Origin of the sequence: Diaphorobacter sp. LI3, from assembly GCF_022807955.1 — a bacterium.
Lineage (GTDB): Bacteria > Pseudomonadota > Gammaproteobacteria > Burkholderiales > Burkholderiaceae_C > Diaphorobacter > Diaphorobacter nitroreducens.
On record NZ_CP094346.1, the window covers coordinates 2,376,855 to 2,394,589 of the forward strand.

Consider the following 17,735-nt stretch of genomic DNA (forward strand, 5'->3'; position numbering starts at 1 on the left):
CGGACGACGCCTTCCCACGCCCGCTCACGCGGGCCCTTCGTCCGCCGGGTCACCCCGGGCCCCCGCAGCAGCACCGCACGGGCGCCTTGCAAGGATTGGAGCGTCGCATGGAATTCACCAAGCAGTTTCTCCGGGCCAAGAGCCCCTGCGCCAACGGCTTTCGCTGGTTCGTGCGCCATGTCGAGGACGGTGTGGGCTACCAGCAGGCGCTGGACCAGCTGGTGGCCGCCGGCCGCGTGGACGACGCGCTGTGGCTGCTCGGCCAGTTCGGCCCCTCGAACGCAGTGCTGCACCTGGACAGCCTGGAGGCCGAGGCCTTCGTGTTCGCGGGGACCGTGCAGGTGCGCGGCGGCATCGGGGTGGACGGCGTGATCCACGTCGGCCGCTCCCTCCATGCGGGGGGCGGCATCCGCGCGGGCGGCGCCATCGTGGCGGGCGAGGACATCCGCGCCGGCGCGCACATCCACAGCGATGGGCGGCTGCACTGCGGCGGCCACCTGCGCACCGACTGGGGCGTGCAGGTGCAGGAATCGCTGCACTGCGGCGGCGACCTGCGCGCAGCGTGGGACGTGGTCTGCCACGGCGCGCTCAGCGTGGGCGCCAGCGCCTTCGTGGGGCAGGACCTGCTGGTGCACGGCGGCATCGACTGCGGCAAAAGCCTGCGCGTAGGCGGGCATGTGAGCGGCGAAGGCAGCCTGCGCGCGGGGCAGGGCATCGTGGTCGGCGGAGCCATCAGCGGCCTGACGCACCTGGAGGCCGGGTGGGGCATCAAGGCGGGCGAGTGCATCCACACACAGGGAGCCATCAAGGCCGGCGAGAGCCTGAGCGCGGGTGAGGACATCCGTGCGGGCGAAGGCTACGGCATTTTCGCGGGCCTGAACGTACAGGAGCCTGCCTGGGAGGTGTGTGCCCAGGTCTGGGCGCAGCAGCCGCCGGCCGGCCTGCGCAGCGGGGTGTGGATGGGGCCCTGCGCCATCTGATGCCCACAGCGGCTGCGGCTGCAAAAATCAGGAGGTCTGCTTGCGCGCGCACGCGTCGCGCTCCGCTGCTGGCACGCGGCGCCAGTCATCCGCGCGCCACGCGCAATAGCGATACTCGGGGTTTCTCGCCCGCTGCATGCCACCCATTTCTCCTTTCGCCGCCACCCGCCACCACGCCAGCGCCTGGCGGGTGTTCCTCATCTTCTTGCGCCTGGGCCTGACGTCGTTCGGCGGGCCGGTGGCCCATCTGGGCTACTTCCGCGAGGAATTCGTCGCGCGCCGCGGTTGGCTGACGGAAGACGCCTATGCCGACCTGGTGGCGCTGTGCCAGTTCCTGCCCGGCCCCGCCAGCAGCCAGGTGGGCCTGGCGCTGGGCCTGCGCCAAGCGGGGTGGGGCGGCGCACTGGCGGCCTGGCTGGGTTTCACGCTGCCATCCGCGCTGGTGATGGCGCTGCTGGGCCTGGGCTTGGTGGCGGGGCAGGGCCTCATGTCCGCGGGCGTGCTGCACGGCCTGAAGGTGGCGGCCGTGGCCGTGGTGGCGCAAGCCGTCTGGGGCATGGCGCGCAGCCTGTGCCGCGGGCCCGCACGGCTGCTGCTGATGGCGCTGGCCTGTGCGCTTGCGCTGCTGTGGCCGGGCGTGGTGGGGCAGGTGGGCGCCATGCTGGTGGCGGCGCTGGCCGGCCTGGGGCTGTGGGGGCGCGCGGGCGCCATGCCGGCTCCACCATCGCAGGGCGGGCTGGCGGCCGGGGTGCGACCGCGTACCGGAGCGCTGCTGCTGGCCGCATTTGCGGCGCTGCTGGTGCTGCTGCCGCTGGCTGCGCGCGCTTGGCCTCAAGGATGGCTGGTGCTGGCCGATGCGTTCTACCGCGCCGGCGCCCTGGTGTTCGGGGGCGGCCACGTCGTGCTGCCGCTGCTGCAGGCCGAGGTGGTGGCCACCGGCTGGGTGGCGGCCGACGATTTCCTGGCGGGCTATGGATTGGCGCAGGCGGTGCCGGGGCCGCTGTTCACCTTTGCGGCCTTTCTGGGCGCTGCGGCAGGCCACGGCGCGGGCGGCTGGCTGGGCGCGGCCGTATGCCTGGTGGCGATCTTCGTGCCAGCATTCCTGCTGGTGGCGGGCGCGCTACCGTTCTGGGAGCGGCTGCGGCACAACGCACGTGCCCGGGCGGCCTTGGCGGGCGTGAATGCCGCCGTGGTGGGCCTGCTGCTGGCGGCGCTCTACCACCCGGTGTGGACCAGCGCCATCCATGCGCCAGCCGACCTGGCGTTGGCACTGGCGGCCTTTGCCGCGCTGGTATGGGCGCGCGTGCCGCCGTGGCTGGTGGTGCCGTTGTGCGGCGCAGCAGGTTGGCTGCTGGGCTGATTACAGAAGGAAAACGGCCTCAGCGCTTATCCATCAAGCGCTAGCAGCTCTCATTAATAGAGCATCAACCGCCCACGCTGCGACGGTCGATCTTGCGGCTGAGCACGATGCTGGTCTGCGTGTTCTGCACGCCGTCCAGCTGGCCGATGCGGTCCAGCAGGCCGTCGAGCTGCTCGTGGCTGGTGCAGCGCAGAAACACCAGGTAGTCGAACGGCCCGCTCACCGCCGAAACCTCTTCCACCTGGGGCAGGGCCTGCAGCATTTGCAGCACCGCCGGCCCGGCCTTGGGCAGCACGCGCAGTGCGCACCACGCGCGCACGGCGCTGCCTGCCAGCCGCTGGCCCAGGCGCACGCCGTAGCCGGCGACCACCCCTTCACGCTCCAGCCGCGCGATGCGCGCCACCACCGTGGTGCGCGCCAGGCCCAGGCGGCGCGCCAGCTCGGCCGTGCCCTCGCGTGCGTTGGCCTGCAGCAGGCTGAGCAGTTGTTGGTCCAGTGCGTCCAGTTCCACGGGCATCTCCAATGCTGCCGATAAGTCGTGCAATGCCGTCGATATGACGATCGTTGATGCTTTTATCGACATTTGTAATGCTACACACTGACAACGATCCGGCCTAGCATGTCTCTACCGAACGACAACGCAAGGAGACCGCCATGACCCGCCTGCATCCCGTCAATGCTTCCCACCCGCACCGCGTACTGATCCTGGGCGCGGGCCATATCGGCCGTGCCATTGCGCTGCTATTGGAGGACGCGGGCAGCTACACGCTCACCGTGGCCGACCGCGACGCCGCCGCACTGAAGCGCCTGCAGGTCCACAGCGCCGCCCCCTTGCAGGTGACGGGCGACGCCATGCTGGAGGCTGCCATTGCCGGGCACCATGCGGTGCTGAACGCACTGCCGTTCCACCAGGCCGTGCCGGTGGCCACGCTGTGTGCACGCCATGGCGTGCACTACTTCGACCTGACGGAGGACGTGGCCAGCACCCGTGCCATCCAGGCGCTGGCCGAAGGCGCGCGCAGCGCGCTCATGCCGCAGTGCGGGCTGGCGCCCGGCTTCATCGGCGTGGTGGGCAACGCCCTGGCGCAGCGCCTGGACCGCGTGGAAGGGCTGCAACTGCGCGTGGGGGCGCTACCGCGCTACCCCCAGGGCGCCCTGCGTTATGCCATGACCTGGAGCACCGAGGGCCTGGTCAACGAATACTGCAACCCGTGCGACTCCATCGTGCAGGGCCGGCGCACCAGCGTGCCTGCGCTCGGCGGGTTGGAAACGCTGCTGATCGACGGCGTGGAATACGAGGCCTTCAATACCTCGGGCGGCCTGGGCACGTTGCCCCAGACCTGGGAGGGGCGCGTGCAGCAGCTCGACTACAAGTCGGTGCGCTACCCCGGCCACCATGCCATCCTGCAGCTGCTGCTACACGAACTGCGCCTGCGCGACCGGCGCGACCTGCTCAAGGAACTGCTGGACGGCGCCGTCCCGACCACGCAGCAAGACGTGATCGTGATCCTGGCCAGCGCGCGCGGCCAGCGGGACGGCCGGTTGGTGCAGGAAAGCTATGCCGCCCACATCCTGGGCGCATCGGTGCGCGGGCAGATGCTCAGCGCCATCCAACGCACCACGGCCGCGGGCATCTGCGCGGCGCTGGACCTGGTCATGGCTGGCCAGCTTCCGCAGGCCGGTTTCATCGGGCAAGAGCAGATCGCGCTGGAGGACTTCCTGGCCAATCGGTTCGGGCGCGTCTACCGCGTGCCGGGAAGCGAGGGGGACGCCGGGTCGGCCCAGGCCCCGCTTGCGCGGTCATTGCAAGCGGTGGGGGCCTGATCAGCGCTTTTGGTACATGGCCTCGATGGCGGCCGCGTAGTGCGCCATGAGGTTGGTGCGCTTGAGCTTGAGCGTGGGTGTCATGAACGCGTTCTCGATCGTCCATGGCTCGCGCACCAGATGCACGGCGCGCGGCACCGCATAGCGCGGGAAGCCGGCCGCCAGCTTCTCGATGCGCGCCAGTGCCGCCCGTTGGGCGCTGGGGTGCGCAAGGCTGGCAGGGTCGTTGGCGTCCAGGCCCAGTTGCCCGGCCAGTTGGCGCCACTCTTCGGCATGCACCACGGCCACGCAAGCGATGAAGGGGCGCTGCTCGCCCACCACAAAGGCCTGCTCGAACAGCGCATCGGCGGTGATGGCCAGCTCGAGGTCGGCCGGCGGCACCTTCTCGCCCGTGGAGGTGACGATGATTTCCTTGATGCGCCCCAGGATGCGGATGCGGCCGTCGACGATCTCGGCCTGGTCGCCTGTGCCCAGCCAGCCGTCGGCGGAGACGGTGCGGGCCGTATCCTCGGGGCGCTTCCAGTAGCCCTTCATGACGATGGGGCCGCGCACCTGCAGTTCGCGGTTCTCGCCGATGCGCACCTCCACGCCCGGCAAGGCGCGGCCGACGGTGGACGGGTCGTTGTCCTCCAGCGTGTTCACGCTGACCACGGGCGTGGTTTCGGTCATGCCGTAGCCCTGCACCAGTTGCAGGCCCAGGCCCAGGAAGCAGTGCGCGATGGTGGGCGACAGCGGCGCGCCCCCGCTCACGGCCACGCGCACGCGGCCACCGAACTGCGCCAGCAGCGGCTTGGCCACCAGGGCACGCAACAGCGGCCAGGGCAGGGCGCGCATCCAGCCGCCCGCGCCGTCGTCCTGGGGTGCTGGCAGGCGCTGCGCGGCGCAAAACCGCTTCCAGCCCACGGCCTGCGCGGCCTGGAACAGCTGCATCTTCAAGGGCGAGGGCGACAGCGTCTCGATGAGCTTGGCATGCACGCGTTCATAAATGCGCGGCACCGACACCAGCACCGTGGGGCGCACATTCTTCAAGTCCTCCGCCAGTTGCGCCACCGAGCGCGCATAGACCACGCAACTGCCCGAGGCCATGGGCAGGTAGTAGCCGCCCGTGCGCTCGAAGGTGTGCGACAGCGGCAGGAAGGACAGGAACACATCCTGTGGCGTGGGGGCGATGCGCTCCAGCACCGCCTTCACGTCGGCCACCACGTTGGCATGGCTGAGCATCACCCCCTTGGGCTTGCCGGTGGTGCCGCTGGTGTAGACGATCGCCGCCAGATCCTCAGGGCCGGGCGGCGGGGGCAGCGGCGTATCTGCCGCGGCATGCTGAAGCCAGGCAGCCAGCGGTGCGACCGGTACGCCCTGCTCGGCGGCGGTGGGCAGGACGGTGCTGGCGTTGGTCGTCACCACGCCCATCAGGTGCGGAAGCGGCATGCCCACGTCGCGGATGCGCCGCCATTGCTCTGGCTCTTCCACGACGAGCAGCGACACCTCGGCATCCGCCAGGATGTAGGCGATGCTGCCCGGATTGTCGATGGCATGCAGAGGCACGGGCACACAGCCCGTGGCCATCACGGCCTGGTCGATGCTCATGGCATCCAGCCCGTTGGGCAGCAGGATGGCGATGCGCGCCCCCTGTGGCAGGCCCGATGCGGCAATGGCGCGGCTCCACTGCTGCACGCGCTCCTGGGTCTGAGCCCAGGTGAGGCTGATCCACTGGCCGGTGCCGGGGTCGCAGGCACGGTAGGCCTCGCTGTGGGGAGTGAGGGCGGCGCGGAACGCCAGCAGTTCGGGCAGCGTCTGCACGCCGCGCAGGTCAGGGGTGGGGGAATTCATGCGTGCAATACGTGCAGTGCGTGCCGGCAGGGCGGGGCGCCATTGCGGAGCCAAGCCGCCGAGCAAAAAGCGGAATCATAGGCCGGGCACGCGCGTTTTCGCACGATCGTTCGCAAACTTGTCGCTCGCGCGACGGAAAAAAGAACGGCGGATGAGGGGCGGGCCCGGTCAGCCCGCTGCCTCCAGCCCATGCGCGAAATGCGCGGACATGGCGGCCACGGTGGCCTGCGGGTCGCGCGCGCGCAGCGCGGCCAGGATGGTTTCGTGCTCGGCCAGCGAAACCTCGATGCGTCCCTGCTTGAGCAACGAGTTGTGGCGGTTGAGCTTCATGACCTTGCGCAGGTCGGCCACCATCTGGCTGCGCCAGCGGTTGTCGGCCATCTCCAGCAGGCGCATGTGGATGCGCTCATTGATGGTGAAGAAGCGGTCGCGGTCCTGCACGGCGGCGGCCAGGTCGGCATGCAGCTGCTCCAGTTCGCGCAGTTGCTCCGGCGTGGCACGGGCGGCCACCACGCCTGCGGCGTCGCTCTCCAGCAGGCTGAGCAGGTGGTAGACATCGTGCAGGTCCTTGTCGGACATCTCGGTCACGTAGGCGCCGCGGCGCACCTTCATGGTGACCAGGCCTTCCGCCGCCAGCACTTTGAGTGCTTCGCGCAAAGGCGTGCGGCTGATGCCGAGCTCCTCGGCAATCTTCAGCTCGTCGATCCAGCTGCCAGGCTCCAGCTCGCGCCGGAAGATGCGCTGGCGCAGTTGCTCCGCCACTTGTTCATAGAGTGCGCGGGGAGTGAGGGTGACGGCTGACATGGGCGGACTGTACCTGAAAAAAACTAAGAATTAATAATTACAGATCAGGTAAACTCCGCAAAATTGCGAAAACGCAGCACGCATAACCACATCTCTTTGCCATCTTTGCGAAAGCGCCCCCGCCATGAGCAGCCATCCTGATCCCATCTTCCAGTCCGCCGACCTTGCCGCCTGGGCCAAGGCCGCGGCCAAGTCCGCGCCCGGCGGCGACGTGAATGCCCTGAACTGGGTGACGCCCGACGGCATCAGCGTGAAGCCCCTGTACACGGCGCAAGACACGCAGGACCTGCCCTACGCCAACACGCTGCCGGGCTTCGAGCCCTACCTGCGCGGCCCGCAGGCCACCATGTACGCCGTGCGCCCCTGGACCATCCGCCAGTACGCGGGCTTTTCCACGGCCGAAGAATCCAACGCCTTCTACCGCAAAGCGCTGGCCGCGGGCGGGCAGGGTGTGTCGGTGGCCTTTGACCTGGCCACGCACCGCGGCTACGACAGCGACCACCCGCGCGTGACGGGCGACGTGGGCAAGGCGGGCGTCGCCATCGACAGCGTGGAGGACATGAAGATCCTGTTCGACGGCATTCCGCTGGACAAGGTGTCTGTTTCCATGACCATGAACGGCGCCGTGCTGCCCGTGCTGGCCGGCTACGTGGTGGCAGCCGAGGAGCAGGGCGTGAGCCAGGACAAGCTGGCCGGGACCATCCAGAACGACATCCTCAAGGAGTTCATGGTCCGCAACACCTACATCTATCCTCCCAAGCCGTCGATGCGCATCATCGGCGACATCATCGAGTACACGAGCAAGAACATGCCCAAGTTCAACTCGATCTCGATCTCGGGCTACCACATGCAGGAAGCCGGCGCCAACCAGGCGCTGGAACTGGCCTTCACCTTGGCCGACGGCAAGGAATACGTGAAGACGGCCATCGCCAAGGGCATGGACGTGGACGATTTCGCCGGGCGCCTGTCGTTCTTCTGGGCGATCGGCATGAACTTCTACCTGGAGATCGCCAAGATGCGCGCCGCGCGCCTGCTGTGGTGCCGCATCATGAAGGGTTTCAACGCCAAAAACCCCAAAAGCCTGATGCTGCGCACCCACTGCCAGACCTCGGGCTGGTCGCTCACCGAGCAGGACCCGTACAACAACGTGGTACGCACCACCATCGAGGCCATGGCGGCCGTGTTCGGCGGCACGCAAAGCCTGCACACCAACGCGCTGGACGAAGCCATAGCGCTGCCCACCGAATTCAGCGCACGCATCGCGCGCAACACGCAGCTCATCATCCAGGAAGAGACCCACATCACCAACGTGATCGACCCCTGGGCCGGCTCCTACATGATGGAAAAACTCACCCAGGACATGGCCGACGCCGCCTGGAAGATCATCGAAGAGGTCGAGGCGATGGGCGGCATGATCGCCGCCGTGGACTCCGGCTGGGCCAAGCTCAAGATCGAGGCCGCGGCTGCGGAAAAGCAGGCGCGCATCGATTCGGGCAAGGAAGTCATCGTCGGCGTGAACAAGTACAAGCTTGCCAAGGAAGACCCGGTGGACATCCTTGAGGTGGACAACGTCAAGGTGCGCGAGAACCAGATCGCGCGCCTCAACGCCATCAAGGCAAAACGCGATCAAAGCGCCGTGGATCAATCGCTGGCCGCTCTTACTTCTGCAGCAGAAAGCGGCCAAGGCAACCTGCTGGATCTGTCGATCCAGGCGATTCGCGCACGCGCCACGGTGGGCGAGGTGTCCGACGCGTTGGAAAAAATCTTCGGGCGCCACCGCGCCGATACGCAAAAGGTGACCGGTGTGTACGCTGCTGCCTACGACTCGGCCGAAGGCTGGGAAAAGCTCAAGGGTGAAATCGATCAGGCCGCCGAACAGCTCGGTCGCCGCCCGCGCGTGATGATCGCGAAGCTCGGCCAAGACGGCCACGACCGCGGTGCCAAGGTGGTGGCCACGGCCTTTGCCGACCTGGGGTTCGATGTCGACATGGGCCCGCTGTTCCAGACCCCCGAGGAGTGCGCGCGCCAGGCCATCGAGAACGACGTGCACGCCGTGGGCGTCTCCACCCTGGCCGCGGGCCACAAGACGCTGGTGCCCGCCATCATCGAAGAACTGAAAAAGCAGGGCGCCGACGACATCATCGTCTTCGTGGGCGGCGTGGTGCCCGCGCAGGACTATGACTTCCTCTACGGTGCAGGCGTCAAGGGCGTCTATGGTCCCGGCACGCCGATCCCGGCCAGCGCCAAGGATGTGCTGGAGCAAATCAAGAAGGCGCAGGCGCAGTGACCCCCCAGCAGCTGCAAGAAGGCATCCTCCACGGCGCGCCCGCCGTGCGGCGCCGCGCCATGGCCAAGGCCATCACGCTGCTGGAATCCACGCGGGCCGACCATCGCACGCAGGGCGACGAACTGCTCACCGCGCTGCTGCCGCACACGGGCCGGGCGTTTCGCCTGGGCATCAGCGGCGTGCCTGGCGTGGGCAAGAGCACCTTCATCGAAGCCTTGGGCCTGCACCTGATCGGACAAGGCCTCAAGGTGGCGGTGCTGGCCATCGACCCGTCATCCACCGTCTCGGGCGGCTCCATCCTCGGTGACAAGACGCGCATGGAGCACCTGTCGGTCCACCCCGATGCCTACATCCGCCCCAGCCCGTCCAGCGGCACGCTGGGCGGCGTGGCCGAGAAGACGCGCGAGGCCATGCTGGTGTGCGAGGCTGCGGGCTATGACGTGGTCATCATCGAGACCGTGGGCGTGGGCCAGAGCGAGATCGCCGTGCAGGGCATGACCGACATGTTCTGCGTGCTGCAGTTGCCCAACGCGGGCGACGACCTGCAGGCCATCAAGAAGGGCGTGATGGAGCTGGCCGACCTGGTGGTCATCAACAAGGCCGACATCGACCCGCACGCCGCCACACGCGCGCAGGCGCAGATCACTTCCAGCCTGCGCCTGCTGTCCATGCACGGCAACCCCGAGCATGCGCACCACGACGAATCCCTGTGGACGCCGAAGGTCATCACGCTCAGCGCGCTGAAAGGCGAGGGGGTGGATCGCTTCTGGGCCGCGGTGCAGGAGTTCCGCCGCCTGCAGACGGCCAACGGCCGCCTGGCCGCGCGGCGCGAGCGGCAATCCCTGGCGTGGATGTGGGAGCGCATCGACGCGGGCCTGAAGCAGGCCTTCCGCCAGCACCCGCAGGTGCGCGAGCTGCTGCCCCGCCTGCAGCAGGACGTGGCCGCGGGACGCGTAGCGGCCTCCACTGCAGCACGAAATCTGCTTGCAGCGCAATCTGGACAAGCGCTGCACGCTACTATTTAAATAGCACTTCACTGAAAGAGCGACCATGCAAGACATCCTGGATCAACTGGAGAAAAAGCGCGAACTCGCCCGCCTGGGCGGTGGCCAGAAGCGCATCGACGCCCAGCACAAGAAAGGCAAGCTCACCGCGCGCGAGCGCATTGAGCTGCTGCTGGACGACGGCACGTTCGAGGAATGGGACATGTTCGTCGAGCACCGCTGCACCGACTTCGGCATGGAAGGCAACAAGATTCCTGGCGACGGCGTGGTGACGGGCTACGGCATGATCAACGGCCGCCTGGTGTTCGTGTTCAGCCAGGACTTCACCGTGTTCGGCGGTGCGCTGTCCGAAGCGCACGCCGAGAAGATCTGCAAGATCATGGACCAGGCGATGAAGGTGGGCGCCCCCGTGATCGGCCTCAACGACTCGGGCGGCGCGCGCATCCAGGAAGGCGTGGCTTCGCTCGGTGGTTATGCAGACGTGTTCCAGAAGAACGTGATGGCCAGCGGCGTGATTCCGCAGATCAGCATGATCATGGGCCCCTGCGCGGGTGGCGCGGTCTATTCGCCCGCCATGACGGACTTCATCTTCATGGTCAAGGACAGCAGCTACATGTTCGTGACCGGCCCCGAGGTGGTCAAGACCGTGACGCACGAGGAAGTGACGGCCGAGGAGCTGGGCGGCGCCATCACCCACACGACCAAGAGCGGCGTGGCCGACATGGCCTTTGAGAACGACGTGGAGGCGCTGCTCATGCTGCGCCGCCTGTACAACTACCTGCCGCTGAACAACCGCGAAAAGCCGCCCGTGCGCCCCAGCAACGACCCGGCCGACCGCATGGACATGAGTCTGGACACGCTGGTGCCCGACAACCCGAACAAACCGTACGACATGAAGGAGCTGATCGTCAAAACCGTGGACGACGGCGACTTCTTCGAGCTGCAGCCCGAATACGCCAAGAACATCCTCATCGGCTTCGCCCGCATGGAGGGCCAGGTGGTGGGCATCGTGGCAAACCAGCCGCTGGTGCTGGCGGGCTGCCTGGACATCAAGAGCTCCATCAAGGCCGCGCGCTTTGTGCGCTTCTGCGATGCGTTCAACATCCCCGTGGTCACCTTTGTCGATGTGCCCGGCTTCATGCCCGGCACTTCTCAAGAATACGGCGGCATCATCAAGCACGGCGCCAAGCTGCTGTACGCCTATGCCGAGTGCACCGTGCCCAAGATCACCGTCATCACCCGCAAGGCCTACGGCGGCGCGTACGACGTGATGGCCTCCAAGCACCTGCGCGGCGACGTGAACTTTGCCTGGCCCAACGCCGAAATCGCCGTGATGGGCGCCAAGGGCGCGGTGGAGATCATCTTCCGCGAGGACAAGAACGACCCCGCCAAGCTGGCCGCCCGCGAGGCTGAGTACAAGGCGCGCTTTGCCAACCCGTTCGTCGCCGGCGCACGCGGCTTCATCGACGACGTGATCCTGCCGCATGAGACACGCAAGCGCATCTGCCGCAGCCTGGCCATGCTCAAGAACAAGCAGCTCGATAACCCGTGGCGCAAGCACGGGAACATTCCGCTGTAAGCAGGCCAGGCCGGCAATGACGCACACCCGCCCCGTATTTTTCTCCCGGGTCGATGCCTGGATCCTGGCCATCGGTCCCGTGACCGGCCTTGCCGCGGTCGGCATAGCGCTGCCGCCGGCCCTGCGCTCGGGCGCTACGGCCGAGGTGGCCGTGCTCGGGATCGTGCTCGCGTCCACGCTGATTCTGCCGATCTGGCTGCTGCTCGATACCCACTACACGTTCACGGCGGACACGCTGCGCGTGCAGTGCGGCCCATTTTGCTGGCGCATCGCACTGGCCGAGGTGACCGAGGTGTCGCCCTCGCGCAGCTGGGTGTCTTCGCCCGCGCTTTCGCTGGACCGCCTGCGCATCCGCTATGGAAGAGGGCGCAGCATTTTGCTATCGCCGCGCGAGAAGCAGCGGTTTGTGGAGCAGCTGCGTCAGCAGTGCCCCCACGTTTTAGTTACCGGTTTTTGAATTCCCTCCTGAGGAACTCGTCATGTTCACCAAAATTCTGATTGCCAACCGAGGCGAAATCGCCTGCCGCGTGATAGCCACGGCCAAGAAGATGGGCATTGCCACCGTGGCCGTCTACTCCGACGCCGACAAGGACGCGCGCCATGTCAAGCTGGCCGACGAGGCCGTGCACATCGGCGCTGCGCCCAGCCGCGAGTCGTATCTGCTGGCCGACAAGATCATTGCCGCCTGCAAGCAGACCGGCGCGCAGGCCGTGCACCCAGGCTACGGCTTCCTGTCCGAGAACGAAGCCTTCGCCAAGCGGGCGGAGGAGGAGGGCATCGTCTTCATTGGCCCCAAGCATGCGGCGATCGCCGCCATGGGCGACAAGATCGCGTCCAAGAAGCTGGCCAACCAGGCGGGCGTGAACACCATCCCCGGATACAACGACCCCATCGCCGGGCCCGAGGCCGCGGTGGAGATCGCCAAGGGCATCGGCTACCCGGTGATGATCAAGGCCTCGGCCGGTGGCGGCGGCAAGGGCCTGCGCGTGGCGTTCAATGACAAGGAAGCCTTTGAAGGCTTTGCCAGTTGCCAGAACGAGGCGCGCAACAGTTTTGGCGACGACCGCATCTTCATCGAGAAGTTCGTGCAGGAGCCGCGCCACATCGAGATCCAGGTGCTGGGCGACGCCCACGGCAACGTGATCTACCTGAACGAACGCGAGTGCTCCATCCAGCGTCGCCACCAAAAGGTGATCGAGGAGGCGCCATCCCCCTTCATCAGCGACGCCACCCGCAAGGCCATGGGCGAGCAGGCCGTGGCCCTGGCCAAGGCCGTGGGCTACCAAAGCGCCGGCACGGTGGAGTTCGTGGTCGGCAAGGACCAGGACTTCTACTTCCTGGAGATGAACACCCGCCTGCAGGTGGAGCACCCGGTGACCGAGTGCATCACCGGCCTGGATCTGGTGGAACTCATGATCCGCGTGGCCGCCGGCGAAAAGCTCGCCATCCGCCAGGAAGATGTGAAGCGCGACGGCTGGGCCATTGAGTGCCGTATCAACGCCGAGGACCCGTTCCGCAACTTTCTGCCCTCCACCGGACGCCTCGTGCGTTTCCAGGCGCCGGAAGAGTCCATGTTCCAGGGCGACACGACCAAGAAGTATGGCGTGCGCGTGGACACGGGTGTGTTCGAAGGCGGTGAAATCCCGATGTACTACGACTCGATGATCGCCAAGCTCATCGTGCACGGCCAGGACCGCAACGACGCCATCGAGAAGATGCGCGCCGCGCTCAACGGCTTCGTGATCCGCGGCATCAGCAGCAACATCCCTTTCCAGGCGGCGCTGCTGGCGCACCCGAAATTCGTGGCCGGCCAATTCAACACCGGCTTCATTGCCGAGCACTACGGCAAGGGCTTCGCCGCCGAAGACGTGCCGCACGACGACCCCCTGTTCCTGGTGGCGCTGGCGGCGTACATGAACCGCCGCTACCGCGCGCGTGCATCGGGCATCAGCGGCCAGCTCACGGGTCATGAGGTGCAGGTGGGCGCGCAGTTCACCGTGGTGGTGCTGGGCGCACAGGGCAACAACATCCACCATGAAGTGACGGTCACCGACTATGAGCCAGAGAGCCGCTCCAGCGCCGTGACCATCGGCAGCACCACCTACCGCATCAGCAGTACGGCCGGCCTGGGCGACATCCGCGTACAGGGCCAGTGCAACGGTAAGGGCTTCACGGCGCAGGTGGAGCGCGGTACGGCCAAGAACCCGCTGGCGCTGCGCATCAGCCACAACGGTACGCAGATCGACGCGCTGGTGCTGTCGCCGCTGGGCGCAAGGTTGCACCAGCTCATGCCCTTCAAGGCACCACCGGACCTGTCCACGTTCCTGCTGTCGCCCATGCCGGGCCTGTTGGTGGACGTCGCGGTGCAGCCGGGCCAGAAGGTGCAGGCCGGCGAGAAGCTGGCCGTGATCGAGGCCATGAAGATGGAGAACATCCTCTTCGCGGCGCAGGACGGCGTGGTGGGCAAGATCGTCGCGGGCAAGGGCGAATCGCTGGCGGTGGATCAGGTCATCCTGGAATTTCAATGAAAACAGCATCTAACGCTTGCCCTGCAATCGCTAGCAGCTATCAATAAAGGAGTAAATGGATGACACGCCCCTTCAAAGTGCTGGGCATTCAGCAGGTGGCCATCGGCGGCACCGACAAGCAGCGCATGAAGACCTTGTGGGTGGACATGCTCGGCCTCACGCAGACGGGTACCTTCCAGAGCGAGCGAGAAAACGTGGACGAGGACATCCTTGCCATGGGGCAGGGCGCCTTCAAGGTGGAGGTGGACATCATGCAGCCCCTGGACATCGAGAAAAAGCCTGCCGTGCACGCCACGCCGCTGAACCACATCGGTCTGTGGATCGATGACCTGCCCAAGGCTGTGGAATGGCTGACCGCACAGGGTGTGCGCTTTGCGCCCGGGGGCATCCGCAAAGGCGCGGCGGGCTACGACATCACCTTCCTGCATCCCAAGAGCAATGACGAGTTCCCGATCGCCGGGGAGGGTGTCCTGATCGAACTGGTGCAGGCGCCGCCCGAGGTGATCGCGGCGTTGGGTTGAAAAGGACAAACTTCGACGCAACCCCCTGACTGCTGAAAAACAAGAGAGCCCTGGTCCATGCGACCAGGGCTTTTTTTATGGTCATGCCGCATCTTCAGCAAAAACAGCAGGATGTTTCTGGCAATTAAGGGGAGTTACAGGAGACTTGATGGCAGATGAACAACACGACTTGCTTCCTCCATCTTCATTCCCCCTTTTTCACTTATATGCTTTCAAGATACATTAAAAATAACGCAAATACGCCTCTTTTAGGCACATCTTTTTTCATCCTGCTTTTTGAACGCGAAGGCTTCACAGACCACTCAAGCCTTTACACAATCAGGAGCAGCGCCCAGCAGTGGCGACCGCAGAACCGGAGAAATTTGATGACCTCAGCCATGACAGCCCCGCATACAACCCAGACACTGCAGTTTCATCCTCGCGTTGCCGAGAGTGTTGCGACGCAGCGAGGGGAGGGCTGGAGCATTCAAGCGGTACAGGAGCTCCTCGATCTTCCATTCATGGAACTGCTCTGGCGCGCGCAGGCCACGCACCGCGCACATTGGCCCCAGGGCGACATCGAATTGGCCACGCTGCTGTCCGTGAAAACAGGCGGCTGTCCGGAAAACTGCGGCTACTGCCCCCAGTCGGCGGAGTTCGATACCGGCGTGAAGGCCGAAAAACTCATGAGCGTGCAGGAGGTAACCCAGGCGGCGCAAGCCGCCAAGGACGCCGGCGCGACGCGCTTTTGCATGGGCGCCGCCTGGCGAGCTCCGAAGGACCGCGACATCGAAAAGATGAGCGAGCTGATCACCGCCGTGAAAGACCTAGGCCTGCAGACCTGCGCCACGCTGGGCATGTTGCAGTCGCACCAGGCCCAGGCGCTGAAGGATGCTGGACTGGACTACTACAACCACAACCTGGACACGGCCCCCGAGTACTACAGCGACGTGGTCAGCACGCGCCAGTATCAGGACCGGCTGGATACGCTGCGCCATGTGCGCGACGCAGGCATCAACGTGTGCTGCGGCGGCATCGTTGGCATGGGCGAAGCGCCGGTGCACCGGGCGGGTCTCATCGCGCAGTTGGCCAACCTAAACCCGTATCCGGAGTCGGTGCCCATCAACAGCCTGGTGCGCGTTCCCGGAACACCGTTGGCCGACAGCGAGCCGGTGGACCCGCTGGACTTCGTGCGCGTGATCGCGGTGGCCCGCATCACCATGCCCAAGGCTCGCGTACGCCTGTCCGCCGGCCGCCAGCAGCTTGGCGACGCGGTGCAGGCTTTGTGCTTTTTGGCGGGTGCCAATTCCATCTTCTATGGCGACAAGCTGCTTGTGACGGGCAACCCGGACGTAGAGGCCGACACCCAACTGCTGGCCAAACTGGGGTTGAAGGGTACGCCCAACCAAACCACCACAGAAACTGCTTGCGGTGTTTAATCTGCATGCGCTGTTTTGTACAGAGGATGCGCGCTGAAGAATCAGGGTGCCAACAGCTGGGTACGGTTTTCGGTACGCCATCGAGTAAGCGGCAAGACTAGTCAGTTCAATTATTTAACATAATATACATCGTATCTATCAAACTAGCAGCTGAGTATCCGTCGCCACAACCCTGACATCCGCGCCCAGCTCAGGGAACGATCCCACCCTCCGCGTAAACATTCAGTGACCGGCCCTTTTCAATTGACTACGATGGCTGGCATGTCCCAAACACTCTCCACGTCACCTATCTCCTTCGGCCATCACGGTCGCGTGTGTATTGTCACGGGCGGCGCCCAGGGTATTGGCGAGGCCTGCGTGCGCAGGCTGGCGCGCGACGGTGCCAAGGTGGTTATCGCAGACATGGATGATGCCCGCGGACGTGCTCTTGCCGATGCGGTGCCGCAAGCCGCCTACATTCATTGCGATGTAGGCAACAAGTCCGAAGTGGATGCCATGGTAGGTCAAACCATGGCGCTGCACGGGCGCATCGACGTATTGGTCAACAACGCGGGCATCTTCCGCGCTGCGGACTTTCTGGAGGTGACCGAGGAAGACTTCGACGCGGTACTGCGCGTGAACCTCAAGGGTGCCTTTCTCATGGGCCAGGCCGTGGCACGCGAAATGGTGCGCTCGGGCGGCGGCAGCATCGTGAACATGAGTTCCGTCAACGGCGTTTTGGCCATTCCGAACATCGCCAGCTACAACGTGAGCAAGGGTGGCATCAATCAGCTCACCCGCGTGATGGCGCTGGCGCTGGCGGACCGTGGCATCCGCGTGAACGCGGTGGCGCCCGGCACCATTGCTACGGAACTCGCCGCGAAGGCCGTGCTGACGAGCGACGAGGCCCGGCTCAAGATCCTGAGCCGCACGCCGATGAAGCGCCTGGGTGAGCCCTCGGAGGTCGCTGATGTGGTGGCATGGCTCGCCAGCGACGCCGCCAGTTATGTGACCGGCGAGATCGTCACCGTGGACGGCGGCCGCATGACGCTCAACTACACCGTGCCGGTCTAGCCCAGCCCATCACTCAGCGCAACAGGCCGCTGGGTCTTTGGGTTGACGGCACAATCCATGCCATGAGACTTCTGCACACCATGCTGCGCGTTGGCAATCTCCAGCGCTCCATCGATTTCTACACCCAGGTGCTGGGCATGCAGTTGCTGCGCACCTCCGAAAACCCTGAATACAAATACTCTCTGGCCTTCCTGGGCTTCGAGGGCGGCAACCCCGGCCAGGCCGAGATCGAGCTGACGTACAACTGGGGGGTGGAAAGCTATGAGATGGGCACAGCCTACGGCCACATTGCCCTGGGCGTGCCCGACGCCTACGCCGCCTGCGAGAAGATCAAGGCCGCCGGCGGCACCGTGACGCGCGAGGCCGGGCCGGTCAAGGGCGGCACCACGGTGATCGCCTTTGTGACCGACCCTGACGGTTACAAGATTGAATTGATCGAGCGCAAGAGCGATGCCGGCGCAGGCACCGGTCTGCGCTAGTTTGCTCTTCCTTTAATAGCTGCTAGCGCTTATCCACAAAGCGCTACAGCCCATTTTTACTTGTATTC

15 protein-coding genes are annotated in these 17,735 nt (G+C 65.8%); 12 read left to right on the plus strand and 3 right to left on the minus strand.

Annotated features, from left to right (window positions below; genetic code table 11):
- The first annotated feature begins 107 nt into the window (after positions 1 to 107).
- Both MRB47_RS11030 and chrA read left to right on the plus strand, forming a co-directional pair.
- Positions 108 to 980 carry a hypothetical protein gene (locus MRB47_RS11030; protein WP_252100695.1) on the plus strand — a complete coding sequence of 291 codons (873 nt, stop codon included), beginning with the start codon at positions 108 to 110 and terminating at the stop codon, positions 978 to 980.
- 136 nt (positions 981 to 1,116) lie between these two features.
- A complete protein-coding gene (gene chrA / locus MRB47_RS11035; RefSeq protein ID WP_252100696.1) occupies positions 1,117 to 2,340 on the plus strand; it encodes a chromate efflux transporter in 1,224 nt (407 codons plus the stop codon).
- A 64-nt stretch (positions 2,341 to 2,404) separates the two neighbouring features.
- On the opposite strand, the gene MRB47_RS11040 is transcribed toward chrA, so the two are convergent.
- A complete protein-coding gene (locus MRB47_RS11040; RefSeq protein ID WP_047351494.1) occupies positions 2,405 to 2,857 on the minus strand; it encodes an Lrp/AsnC family transcriptional regulator in 453 nt (150 codons plus the stop codon).
- Positions 2,858 to 2,994: 137 nt separating this feature from the next.
- On the opposite strand from MRB47_RS11040, the gene MRB47_RS11045 reads away from it, so the two are divergent.
- Positions 2,995 to 4,164 (plus strand): saccharopine dehydrogenase NADP-binding domain-containing protein, encoded by a 1,170-nt coding sequence (locus MRB47_RS11045; RefSeq protein WP_252100697.1) that lies wholly within the window; start codon positions 2,995 to 2,997, stop codon positions 4,162 to 4,164.
- On the opposite strand, the gene MRB47_RS11050 is transcribed toward MRB47_RS11045, so the two are convergent.
- Complete coding sequence (locus tag MRB47_RS11050; RefSeq protein ID WP_252100698.1) at positions 4,165 to 5,994, minus strand: AMP-dependent synthetase/ligase; 1,830 nt, start codon at positions 5,992 to 5,994, stop codon at positions 4,165 to 4,167.
- A gap of 168 nt (positions 5,995 to 6,162) precedes the next feature.
- Entirely contained in the window at positions 6,163 to 6,798 is a 636-nt protein-coding gene (locus MRB47_RS11055; protein ID WP_252100699.1) for a GntR family transcriptional regulator, read from the minus strand.
- Positions 6,799 to 6,922: 124 nt separating this feature from the next.
- Here MRB47_RS11055 and scpA point away from each other — a divergent pair, with 124 nt between their 5' ends.
- From scpA to gloA, 9 genes are all read left to right on the plus strand, one after another.
- The gene (gene scpA, locus MRB47_RS11060) at positions 6,923 to 9,085 is read left to right on the plus strand and encodes a methylmalonyl-CoA mutase (protein ID WP_252100700.1); all 2,163 of its coding nucleotides are present in this window, start codon (positions 6,923 to 6,925) and stop codon (positions 9,083 to 9,085) included.
- On the plus strand, positions 9,082 to 10,110 hold the full coding sequence (meaB, locus tag MRB47_RS11065) for a methylmalonyl Co-A mutase-associated GTPase MeaB (RefSeq protein ID WP_252100701.1): 1,029 nt from the start codon (positions 9,082 to 9,084) through the stop codon (positions 10,108 to 10,110). Before scpA ends, meaB begins: the two co-directional genes overlap by 4 nt.
- Positions 10,111 to 10,135: 25 nt before the next feature.
- Positions 10,136 to 11,668, plus strand: a complete 1,533-nt coding sequence (locus MRB47_RS11070; protein ID WP_252100702.1) for an acyl-CoA carboxylase subunit beta — start codon at positions 10,136 to 10,138, stop codon at positions 11,666 to 11,668.
- Positions 11,669 to 11,684: 16 nt separating this feature from the next.
- The gene (locus tag MRB47_RS11075; protein ID WP_252100703.1) at positions 11,685 to 12,125 is read left to right on the plus strand and encodes a PH domain-containing protein; all 441 of its coding nucleotides are present in this window, start codon (positions 11,685 to 11,687) and stop codon (positions 12,123 to 12,125) included.
- A gap of 22 nt (positions 12,126 to 12,147) precedes the next feature.
- The gene (locus MRB47_RS11080; RefSeq protein WP_252100704.1) at positions 12,148 to 14,196 is read left to right on the plus strand and encodes an acetyl/propionyl/methylcrotonyl-CoA carboxylase subunit alpha; all 2,049 of its coding nucleotides are present in this window, start codon (positions 12,148 to 12,150) and stop codon (positions 14,194 to 14,196) included.
- A gap of 59 nt (positions 14,197 to 14,255) precedes the next feature.
- The gene (locus MRB47_RS11085) at positions 14,256 to 14,717 is read left to right on the plus strand and encodes a VOC family protein (protein WP_015913377.1); all 462 of its coding nucleotides are present in this window, start codon (positions 14,256 to 14,258) and stop codon (positions 14,715 to 14,717) included.
- A gap of 365 nt (positions 14,718 to 15,082) precedes the next feature.
- Positions 15,083 to 16,135 carry a biotin synthase BioB gene (gene bioB / locus MRB47_RS11090; RefSeq protein ID WP_252102618.1) on the plus strand — a complete coding sequence of 351 codons (1,053 nt, stop codon included), beginning with the start codon at positions 15,083 to 15,085 and terminating at the stop codon, positions 16,133 to 16,135.
- Positions 16,136 to 16,396: 261 nt separating this feature from the next.
- Positions 16,397 to 17,188, plus strand: a complete 792-nt coding sequence (locus MRB47_RS11095) for an SDR family NAD(P)-dependent oxidoreductase (protein ID WP_252100705.1) — start codon at positions 16,397 to 16,399, stop codon at positions 17,186 to 17,188.
- A 62-nt stretch (positions 17,189 to 17,250) separates the two neighbouring features.
- Positions 17,251 to 17,667, plus strand: a complete 417-nt coding sequence (gene gloA, locus MRB47_RS11100; RefSeq protein ID WP_011805290.1) for a lactoylglutathione lyase — start codon at positions 17,251 to 17,253, stop codon at positions 17,665 to 17,667.
- Positions 17,668 to 17,735 lie beyond the last annotated feature (68 nt).

Bases quoted from the DNA above. Each gene is read 5' to 3' on its own strand.
- MRB47_RS11045 (WP_252100697.1), top strand. From the start codon at position 2,995: ATGACCCGCCTGCATCCCGTCAATGCTTCCCACCCGCACCGCGTACTG.
- gloA (WP_011805290.1), top strand. From the start codon at position 17,251: ATGAGACTTCTGCACACCATGCTGCGCGTTGGCAATCTCCAGCGCTCC.
- MRB47_RS11050 (WP_252100698.1), bottom strand. From the start codon at position 5,994: ATGAATTCCCCCACCCCTGACCTGCGCGGCGTGCAGACGCTGCCCGAA.
- MRB47_RS11075 (WP_252100703.1), top strand. From the start codon at position 11,685: ATGACGCACACCCGCCCCGTATTTTTCTCCCGGGTCGATGCCTGGATC.
- scpA (WP_252100700.1), top strand. From the start codon at position 6,923: ATGAGCAGCCATCCTGATCCCATCTTCCAGTCCGCCGACCTTGCCGCC.
- MRB47_RS11080 (WP_252100704.1), top strand. From the start codon at position 12,148: ATGTTCACCAAAATTCTGATTGCCAACCGAGGCGAAATCGCCTGCCGC.
- MRB47_RS11085 (WP_015913377.1), top strand. From the start codon at position 14,256: ATGACACGCCCCTTCAAAGTGCTGGGCATTCAGCAGGTGGCCATCGGC.
- MRB47_RS11040 (WP_047351494.1), bottom strand. From the start codon at position 2,857: ATGCCCGTGGAACTGGACGCACTGGACCAACAACTGCTCAGCCTGCTG.
- MRB47_RS11095 (WP_252100705.1), top strand. From the start codon at position 16,397: ATGTCCCAAACACTCTCCACGTCACCTATCTCCTTCGGCCATCACGGT.
- MRB47_RS11030 (WP_252100695.1), top strand. From the start codon at position 108: ATGGAATTCACCAAGCAGTTTCTCCGGGCCAAGAGCCCCTGCGCCAAC.
- bioB (WP_252102618.1), top strand. From the start codon at position 15,083: ATGACCTCAGCCATGACAGCCCCGCATACAACCCAGACACTGCAGTTT.
- MRB47_RS11070 (WP_252100702.1), top strand. From the start codon at position 10,136: ATGCAAGACATCCTGGATCAACTGGAGAAAAAGCGCGAACTCGCCCGC.
- MRB47_RS11055 (WP_252100699.1), bottom strand. From the start codon at position 6,798: ATGTCAGCCGTCACCCTCACTCCCCGCGCACTCTATGAACAAGTGGCG.
- chrA (WP_252100696.1), top strand. From the start codon at position 1,117: ATGCCACCCATTTCTCCTTTCGCCGCCACCCGCCACCACGCCAGCGCC.